The following is a 9,838-nucleotide window of genomic DNA, read 5'->3' as shown; positions in this document are numbered from 1 at the left end:
GTGGCACAGCTGGGTAGCTATGTGCGGAATGGATAAGCGCTGAAGGCATCTAAGCGCGAAGCCAACCTCAAGATAAGATTTCCCACTTCATAGAAGGTAAGATCCCAGAAAGACTATCTGGTTGATAGGCCCAGGGTGTAAGTGCAGCAATGCATTCAGCTGATGGGTACTAATAGATCGAGGACTTGACCAATAATATTAAAACTTTGCAGTTTTGAAGGTTCGATAAATCTTCATAATGCAGTCATTATAGCGAGGAGGATACACCTGTTCCCATACCGAACACAGAAGTTAAGCTCCTTAGCGCCGAAGGTACTCGGACCGGAAGGTCCCGGGAGAATAGGACGTGGCTGCGTAAGTAATGAACTCTGGAAAATATTCCAGGGTTTTTTTGTTATATATGCATAAAATCAGGGGGAAGATATGAAAAACATTACAATAATAAAGGGTAATATAGCATACACAAAGACACTGGAAAAATTTGAAATACATGAAGATAGCTTTATTGTCGCCAAAGATGGAAAAATAGAAGGCATATATGCTGATATTCCGTCTAAATACAGATCGTTTGAAATCGAAGACTATGGAGACAGGATAATAATACCTGGATTTGTAGACCTCCATGTTCATGCTGCGCAGTATATGCAAAGCGGAATTGGAATGACAAGGCAGCTTTTGGAATGGTTAAACGACTACACTTACAATCTGGAGAGAAAATTCCAGGATGAGGAGTTTGCCGAGATGGCATATGAGGCTTTTGCAGACAAGCTCCTTTCAGTGGGAACGCTTAGGTCTTGCATTTTTGCATCATCTTCAACAAAGGGCACTCAGATACTCTTTGAAGCCCTAAGGAAAAAAGGGCTGGGCGCTTATGTGGGCAAAGTCAACATGGATACAAATGCTCCTGGCTTCATAATAGAGAGCACAAAAAATTCCATTGAGGGAACAAAGCAATTGATAGAAATGTATAAGGGCGAAGGGCTCGTAAAGCCAATAATAACGCCAAGATTTGCGCCTACAAGCACAAAGGGACTGTTAAAAGAGCTGGGGGATTTGGCTGTAAAATATGGCATTCCAGTGCAGTCCCATGTGAATGAAAACAGGGAGGAGATGGAGTGGGTAAGAGAGATTTTCCCAGACAATAAAAGCTATATAGATGTGTATGATTCAAACTCACTTTTCGGGCAGACTCCAACAGTTATGGCCCATGCAATATATCTTGAGGAAGAAGAGATAGAATACATGAGGGAAAAAGGCGTGTTTATAGCTCATTGTCCTGATTCGAATATAAACGTGCGAAGCGGAATAATGCCACTTAGAAAGTATATCGACAGAGGGCTTAAGATAGGCCTTGGAAGCGATGTGGCTGGAGGGCACAAAATAGGAATGAACGAGGCCATAGTAAGGGCGGTGCAGCTTTCCAAGATACTCAACATAATGGACAAATCGTATAGGCCTGTGGAATTTTCAGAGGCGTTTTACATTGGAACAAAAGGCGGAGGAGAATTTTTTGGAAATACGGGAAGCTTTGAAGACGGATACAGCCTGGATGCGCTTGTAATAGAGGATGAAAAGGCCATAGCGCAAAACTACTCTATATTGGACAGGCTTGAAAAATTCATATATACGGGAGACGACAGGAATATATGCGCCAGATATGTGGAAGGCGTGAAAATAGGATAGCATGAATATTCATGTACATGCTTTTTTCAGAGGCTTAATGTTATCCAGAATCTATATAGACTAAATTAATGAAAAATTAATTAAAATGGTTTTGATTTATGATAAAATGAATGTTATGGGGAAAATAAGCGGTATGTAAATAAATAGAAACACATGAATTGGAATTTTATAGAATGTAAAATACAAAATAAAGACTGCGAAATGAGGTACATGGTTATGAATTTTTTAAAAGAGCTTATATTTGGAGGAAATAAAAAAGAAATAAAAAAAGTAGAAAAGTTAGTAGACCAGATAGAGGCAATAGAGGACAGATTTACAGCTTTGAGCGACGAAGAGCTAAAAGGAATGACTGGAAAGTTTAAGGAAAGAATCCAAAAGGGAGAGAGCCTTGACGATATACTTCCTGAAGCGTTTGCAACCGTCAGGGAAGCAGGAAAGAGAGTACTTGGAATGAGGCACTACAGGGTCCAGCTCATAGGAGGAGTTGTGCTTCACCAGGGAAGAATAGCGGAGATGAAAACGGGAGAAGGTAAGACGCTTGTTGCAACGCTGCCAGTGTATCTAAACGCACTTACTGGAAAAGGCGTCCACGTTATAACTGTAAACGACTATCTTGCAAAACGTGATATGGAATGGATGGGCAAGCTTTATGAATTCTTGGGACTTTCAGTGGGGGTGGCTGTTCATGGACAGTCTCCGTCGGAAAGAAAATATGCTTATGCATGCGACATAACTTACGGTACAAACAACGAATTCGGATTCGACTATCTTAGGGACAACATGGTCATATACAAGGAGAGAATGGTCCAAAGGGAGCTAAACTTCGCAATAGTCGATGAGGTTGACTCAATACTTATAGACGAGGCGAGAACCCCTCTTATAATATCTGGGCCTGGAGACAAATCCACAGGACTTTATATACAGGCGAATACATTCGTTCAAATGCTACAGGGAAGAAAAATGGATCCGAGCGAGGAAAAACAGAGTAAATTCGACAGGGAGTACAAGGAAGAAACTGTAGACTTTGTAATAGATGAAAAGGGCAATTCGGTAATGATCACTGAAAACGGAGTGGAAAAGGCCGAGAAGTTCTTCGGGGTTGAAAACCTTGCAGACTCAAGCAATATGGAGCTTTCACACCATATAAACCAGGCCCTCAAGGCAAACAACCTTATGAAAAACGATGTAGACTATGTTGTCAAGGACGGCGAAATTATAATAGTTGACGAGTTCACAGGAAGGCTTATGTTTGGAAGAAGGTATTCAGACGGGCTCCACCAGGCCATAGAGGCAAAGGAAGGCCTTGACGTGCAGAGGGAATCCCAGACACTTGCAAGCATAACATTCCAGAACTACTTTAGAATGTACAGTAAGCTTTCGGGTATGACAGGTACGGCAAAGACAGAGGAAGAGGAGTTCAGGTCTATATACGGCATGGATGTAGTACAAATACCCACAAACAAGCCTATAAAGAGAAAAGACGAGCCTGACGTAGTATACAAGAGCGAAAAGGGAAAATTCAAGGCTGTAGTTGAAGAAATAGAGGAAAGATACAAGACAGGCCAGCCCATACTAGTGGGTACAATAGCTATAGAGACATCTGAAATGCTTTCTTCGGTTCTAAAGAGAAAGGGAATAAAGCACCAGGTCCTAAATGCAAAGCAGCACGAAAAAGAGGCCGAAATAGTGGCTCAGGCGGGAAGGCTTGGAAATGTAACAATAGCTACGAATATGGCCGGAAGGGGAACCGACATAGTACTTGGAGGAAACCCGGAGTTCATGACTAAAAAAGAGATGAGAAAACTTGGATATAGCGAGCACATAATATCGCTTGCAACAGGCTTTGCGGAAACAGATGATCCGGAAATACTTGATGCCAGAAATCACTATAGTGAAGTATATTCAAAAATAAAAGGTGAAACGGATGCAGAGCAGGAAAAGGTGAAAGCTGCGGGAGGACTATGCATACTTGGAACTGAAAGACACGAGTCAAGAAGAATAGACAACCAGCTGAGAGGTCGTGCCGGACGTCAGGGAGACAACGGTATGTCAAGGTTTTATATAAGCCTTGAAGACGACATAATGAGGCTTTTTGGAAGCGAGAAAATAAAGGGTGTAGTAGAAAAACTGGGAATGGACGATGACACTCCTATAGAACATGCTATACTTTCAAAGTCTATAGAGAACGCACAAAAGAAAGTCGAAGGAAGAAACTTTGGAATAAGAAAGCACGTACTCCAGTTTGACGATGTAATGAACAAGCAAAGGGAGATAATATACAAGGAGAGAAGAAGCGTTCTAGAGGGCGAGAACATAAGGGAAAACATAGTGTCAATGATACAAAAGACCATAGAGCACTATGCGGATATTTACACATCTGACGGAAGCTATCCAGAAGAGTGGGATATTGCGGGGCTTAAAGAGCATCTTTATTCGACATTCCTTCCAAAGGGAAGCATAGATTTCGGAGACATAGAGCAGCTTGACAGGCAGAAGATAAAGGATATGCTTATAGATACTGCAATGGGTATATATGAAGAAAAGGAACAGATGATAGGCGAAGAGCGAATGAGGGAGATAGAAAGGATAATGCTCCTTCAGGTAGTGGACACGAAATGGGTCGATCATATAGACGCCATGGACCAGCTTAGACAGGGAATAGGCCTGAGGGCGATAGGACAGGAGGATCCGGTAAGGGCGTACCAGTTCGAAGGATTTGACATGTTTGAAGATATGATAAGACTAATACACGAGGACACTATAAAATATCTGTTTGGATTTACAGTAGAGGAAAAAATAGAAAGAAAACAGGTAATAGATGTAGACAACCTTTCTCAAAGCTCGGGTGAAGACCAAAGGCAGCCTGTAAGCAAAGAGGACAAGGTTGGAAGGAACGATATTTGTCCATGCGGAAGCGGCAAGAAATACAAGAAATGCTGCGGTAAAAACAAATAAAAAGGGGTGATTATATGCTTAATCTACAAGAATACAACCAAAAGCTTGAAGAGATAAGTGAATCAATAAAAGAACTGAGGGTTTCTCTTTGACATAGATGCCATGAAAGAAGAGATGGAAAACCAGGAACAAAAAATGCTTCAGCCAGACTTTTGGAATGACAATGAAAAAGCCCAAAAGATGCTTCAAAGCAACAAGGCTCTTAAGGAAGACCTTGAAAACTACAGGGGGCTTTCAGATTCATATGAAGAGATACAGATAATGATAGAGCTTGCCCAAGAAGAAGATGACATGTCTCTTGAAAAGGAAGTGCAAAATGAAATTGAATCGCTTGAAGTAAAAATAGAGGGGATGAGAATAAAGACACTTCTTTCAGGGGAATATGACAAAAATAGCGCCATACTCTCAATTCATGCAGGTTCAGGTGGACTTGACGCCCAGGACTGGGCCCAGATGCTATTGAGACTTTACAAGAGATGGGCTGAAAGCAAGGGATTTTCAACTTCAATAGTTGACATTATACAAGATCCTGAAGCTGGAATTAAGAGTGCAACAATACTCGTGGAAGGGCTAAATGCATATGGATATCTGAAGGGCGAAAAAGGTGTCCACAGGGTGGTAAGGATTTCGCCGTTTGATTCTTCAGGAAAAAGGCATACCTCATTTGCATCTATAGACGTAATACCTGAACTGGATGAAAATGTTGAAATCGACATAAACCAGTCGGACCTTAAAATAGACACGTACAGGGCTTCGGGTGCAGGGGGGCAGCACGTCAACAAGACAGACTCGGCGGTCAGGATAACCCATATGCCTACGGGAATTGTAGTTCAGTGCCAAAACCAAAGGTCACAGCACAGTAACAAGCAAATGGCCATGCAGATGCTTACGGCAAAGCTCATAGAGATAAAGGAGCTTGAAAACAAGGAAAGAATAGAGGACATACAGGGCGAATACTCCCAGATAAGCTGGGGAAGCCAGATAAGGTCTTATGTATTTCATCCGTATAATCTTGTTAAAGACCACAGGACAAATGCTGAAATGGGGAACATACAGGCTGTAATGGACGGGGATATAGACCTCTTCATAAATGAGTATTTAAAGTCATTAAAGAATTTGAAATAAAAAGTGCAAAACGTAAAAAAGCTGGCTAGTGGATTATAACAATCTACTGTCAGCTTTTTGCTTTACATCATAACGTCCACTAAAAGCCCTCTTATGGAATCTATGCTTTTTAGAACTCTGGCGTGATCAATATGGTTTGTTATGAAGTCGCGGGTTATGGAGTCAAGCTCCCTGTCTACTTGCTTTACAATTGAGTAGACCCTGTGCCTTCCTCTTCTGTCAAGGAAGTTTTGCTGTGAGAAAACGTGTGAGTTTTCAACGGCAACTCCAAGAAAGTGCTTAACAAGTTTTTTATACTCCAAAACATCCTTAAGATACAGGTTGTCTTTGAGATGATCCGACTTTTCAACGATTTTTTCAAATATGCCCTCAAGCTTTTTTCTGACGTCGTCAGATTTTATCTTTTCAAATGTCTTGAGGAATTCGCTCTGTTTGGGTTTTAGTTTTTTTTGAACTGAATCCGTACCTTGAAGATTATGTATTTTAGGAATTTGAGATATATTGTTTATGGGTGCCAATTCATCACATCCTTATTAACGTGTATATAATACTATTATATATTATCGGCATATATTTTCACACTCTTTAATGGAATTTGCGACAATAAGCCCAAAAGCGGGGCGAACGGTTATTTGTTTTATTGTGTGGAATTAAAATTAAACAAATGCTCGTGGAATGACGATAAATAAATATAAGTAAAATACGCGAGGTGGCTTCGTATGATGGAAAAAGTTTTACAAGGCAAAGTCAGTGCCGCGGCAGACGCATACACTGCGCTTACCGCAGCGCCTAAAATAAGAGGAACATTGATTGAAAAGGATGAAAAAAACATAAAAATCGACATGGGTGATAATACCGTTTTGGAAGCTCAAGTTAAAGAGGAAATAGATTCAAGTGTCGGGGAAGTTGTGCTCATAGACAGAAAAAACATAGTAAAGTCAAAGCTGACAAGCAAAAAAGAGGACACGAGAGTTGAAAATGGAGAAAAACTTTTTTACTTTGAAATACTTAAAAAACATGGCATTGAGGCCAGCGAATATAACTTGAATGCGGCAAAGGAGCTTAATGTAAATGGAGTCGACCTGACTAGAGAGAACATCCAGTCTTATGCGGCAGGCAAGGTCTACCTTGACGAAATTGCAGCTTCGCTTGACTATGACAGTGCCATAAAGCTCGCCAAAATGGATGTTGACATTGAAAATGCATCCCTTCAAGAAATTGCCATTTCGCTGGAAGAGCTGAAGGAAGAAAAAGAGGGCTTTTCTATACTGAAGATGTTTGGCAAAAAGGAGATTACGACAGAAAAGGCGGAAAGCATAGCAAAGAGAATATATGGAAGCAGTATGGGAAAAGATATAACGGATATAATAAAATCACTTCACAAAAGAAATGTAAATATCACAAAAAAGAACATAGAAAAGATAAACGACGTGTTTTACAAGCTGGATAAGCTGCAATATGTAGAAAACTCCACTTTCATAGATACGCTTAAGAACAAGTTGGATGTAAGCATAGGAAACCTGTATAACATAAAAAGATTCGTAAAAAAGGGAAGTATAGAATCGGCCGGATTGGAGCAAAAACTCAATTTAAAGGGATATGCACCGGTCAAAATTGGAAAAACAAGGGTTACTGAAAAGGAACTTAGGCTTTTGAAGGAAGACATAGTGAGATTGCTTGGAGAATCTGGATTTGAGGCGTCTGATGAAAATATTAAGATCTCAAAGGATTTCATAAAAAGTGAAATAGATATTACAAAGGAGAACATAACCGGCATAAAAGATATGAAATCGGCGCTTTCAAGCATAATAAAGAATCTGGACAGGGACAAGGCGGCGCAGCTTGTAAAGGAAGGCGTGGACATAGAAAAAGTAGATATAAGGGAGATTGCAAAAAAGATAAGCCTGATGGAAAAGCATGCCAAGTCTGAAGCTGTGGAAACAGATGGAATGAAGATGGCGGAAAAAAAAGCCGGCGAAATACAGATAAATCAGGTGGCTATAGAGAATAAATACAGGCAAATGGAGAAAAGAGACTTTAAAGAAGCTTCAGCTCAAAACAGCTCAAGTGAAGGGAAGCAGTCTGAAAATACTCAAAACAATGACATTCAAAGCATAAAACCTGAAAAAGCCCAAAGGCCGCAAAATGGCGAAGATATAAAGCCTGTAGAACAAAATATGGAAGCAGAATATGAACAATTAAAATCAGCAGAGGATAAAGGCTTAAAAACTGAAACAAAAAACAGCGTAGAAGATATAATTGAAAAGGTTGAGATGCTGAAAAAAATAGATGAAAAAGACCTGTTAACGCTCATCAAAAAGAATGTAGACTTCAAGATAAGCAAAATAGAAAAGGTGTTGCTTGGAAAAAATGAAACTTCGCTTCAGCCGTCAGGTTCAGACTATTCACAGATACTGAGATTTCAAACAGGCACAGAATCAAATACATTCGCCCTTACAGCCTCCAAAGCAGGCAGCCTGGCGGCGGCGTTAAAAAACATAGGGGAACTTGATTTTAACGTAGTGGCGTTCCAGATGAAAAATCAAATCCCAATGACTATTAAGAATATTGAATCTAGCAGTGTTTTGCTTATGAGGCAAAACACACAAACTGATATTAAAGAGAAGAGATACATTAAAGATATGCAGTTTCCAAAGCTGCTGAGCGGTGAAAGTGAACGGGAGGTCAAAAGATATGTAAATCAACATATTGAGCCAAACAGGAATGCTTTAGAAGTTGCAAAGGCACTTGTTCAAAATGGGCTCGGCCTAAGCAGGTCAAATATTCAAAGGGCATATGATGTCTATGGAAACTATATGAATGTAAGAGGCAAACTGTCGGCGCCAATGGTTTTGGATAGTATTGTGAAAAATATAGATGTCGAAAACATGGATATCGATATGGTGTCTAAATACGTTGACAAATACGAGGAGCAGCATATTAAAAATGAACACTTAAACCCAAAAGTCAAACAAGAATCAGCAATAAAAAACCAACCGGAAAGCTCATTGGAGAATCCGGATGAAATCGCAAACTTAAGGGATTCAATTTTAAAAAGACTTGTTGACGACATAGGAACATCGGGTGCAAAGAGAGAAAGCACTTTGGCATTTTTGATAAAAAACAAGAGGCATATTTCACTGGGGGAGCTTCAAAAGACATACTCACTTGTGGAAAACAAGGGACAGCTAGGGCACAAGGTTTCGGAAATCATCAATTTTATAGATGAAAAAGGAGATATGGAAAGCCGAGAAAAGATAGATGGAGTTAAAAATACTATAAAAAAAATATCAAAGAGCATAAGGGAGTCAAACTGGAAGTTTGAAAAAGAATATGCAGATATTGAAGAGGCCCTAGGCGAGATTGAAAGCAGTATTAAACTTTCAAATGAAGAAGAAAGCAGCGCACTTAAAAGAAAATTCAAAGAACTGTCAGAGAAAATGCAAGAAAGCCAAAGGCTTAGCAGAGAGAGCAAAATATACCAGATCCCAGTATATATGAACGAGCAGCTGACAAATCTTAACATGTATTTCAGGGATAGAAAAAAAGGGTTATCAAGACTGAGCAGTGAAGACATGTCGGTAGTGCTTAGCATAGAAACGGAAAACCTTGGAAATGTAAACATGAACATAAAAGTTGACAGGAATAATGTGAATGTGAAAATAGGGCTTGAAAACGAGCAGGATAAAGGCCATATAGAAAATTATAAGGATATTCTGGAAAATCTTCTTGAAAAAAGCGGATATTCAATGGGTGAGATTTCATTTTATGATGAAGGAAACGCAGGCATATTGGATGCGAATATAAGTGAAGGTGAAGAAGAAAACCGAGAGCTATTTGAAAAAAGGGGAGTTTTAGACCTTAAAATATAGGAGTGTTGGCCTTGGACAATAGATTAAAACCTAGGAATTTAGAAGGATTTATGAAAAAAAATGCAGACTCTAAAGAATTTAAAATGCCTGATGAAGTCCCCAAAGAGCTGTTTGACATAGTTTCACAGGTTTTAAGCTTCTTAGAAAGAGTAGATGAAATTAAAAGCAAAAGAGATTAAAGTGTATAGGTGTTCCAGTCGATA

Annotated in this window: 6 protein-coding genes and 2 rRNA genes; 7 read left to right on the top strand and 1 reads right to left on the bottom strand. The window is 39.7% G+C overall.

Translation table 11 applies throughout. The features are described from left to right. The 5 genes from BUQ87_RS11520 to prfB form a co-directional block, all read left to right on the top strand. A 23S ribosomal RNA gene (locus BUQ87_RS11520) occupies positions 1-193 on the top strand; the annotation flags it as partial. A 46-nt stretch (positions 194-239) separates the two neighbouring features. Next, a 5S ribosomal RNA gene (gene rrf / locus BUQ87_RS11515) occupies positions 240-356 on the top strand. Between the two features lie 67 nt (positions 357-423). Then, entirely contained in the window at positions 424-1,683 is a 1,260-nt protein-coding gene (locus BUQ87_RS11510) for an amidohydrolase family protein (protein WP_038266913.1), read from the top strand. Between the two features lie 216 nt (positions 1,684-1,899). Next, positions 1,900-4,638, top strand: coding sequence for a preprotein translocase subunit SecA (gene secA, locus BUQ87_RS11505; RefSeq protein WP_038267125.1), 2,739 nt, complete (start codon positions 1,900-1,902; stop codon positions 4,636-4,638). A 14-nt stretch (positions 4,639-4,652) separates the two neighbouring features. Then, positions 4,653-5,763 (top strand): peptide chain release factor 2 gene (gene prfB, locus BUQ87_RS11500; protein WP_143182467.1). Its coding sequence is split into 2 segments (ribosomal slippage): positions 4,653-4,727 and positions 4,729-5,763, totalling 1,110 coding nucleotides; the frame shifts between segments, so codons are not numbered across the junction. A 62-nt stretch (positions 5,764-5,825) separates the two neighbouring features. Here the strand turns inward: prfB and BUQ87_RS11495 are convergent. Beyond that, positions 5,826-6,281, bottom strand: coding sequence for a YaaR family protein (locus BUQ87_RS11495; RefSeq protein ID WP_038266920.1), 456 nt, complete (start codon positions 6,279-6,281; stop codon positions 5,826-5,828). A gap of 201 nt (positions 6,282-6,482) precedes the next feature. On the opposite strand from BUQ87_RS11495, the gene BUQ87_RS11490 reads away from it, so the two are divergent. Both BUQ87_RS11490 and BUQ87_RS15300 read left to right on the top strand, forming a co-directional pair. Beyond that, positions 6,483-9,635: a DUF6240 domain-containing protein gene (locus tag BUQ87_RS11490; protein WP_038266923.1), complete on the top strand. Its 3,153-nt coding sequence runs from the start codon at positions 6,483-6,485 to the stop codon at positions 9,633-9,635. A gap of 11 nt (positions 9,636-9,646) precedes the next feature. Further along, the gene (locus BUQ87_RS15300; protein WP_159434327.1) at positions 9,647-9,814 is read left to right on the top strand and encodes a hypothetical protein; all 168 of its coding nucleotides are present in this window, start codon (positions 9,647-9,649) and stop codon (positions 9,812-9,814) included. The last annotated feature ends 24 nt before the right edge of the window (positions 9,815-9,838 follow it).

Source organism: Peptoclostridium litorale DSM 5388 (assembly GCF_900141635.1).
Lineage (GTDB): Bacteria > Bacillota > Clostridia > Peptostreptococcales > Peptostreptococcaceae > Peptoclostridium > Peptoclostridium litorale.
Note: the sequence above shows the minus strand (reverse complement) of the source record. Positions and strands in the feature narration are given on the sequence as shown.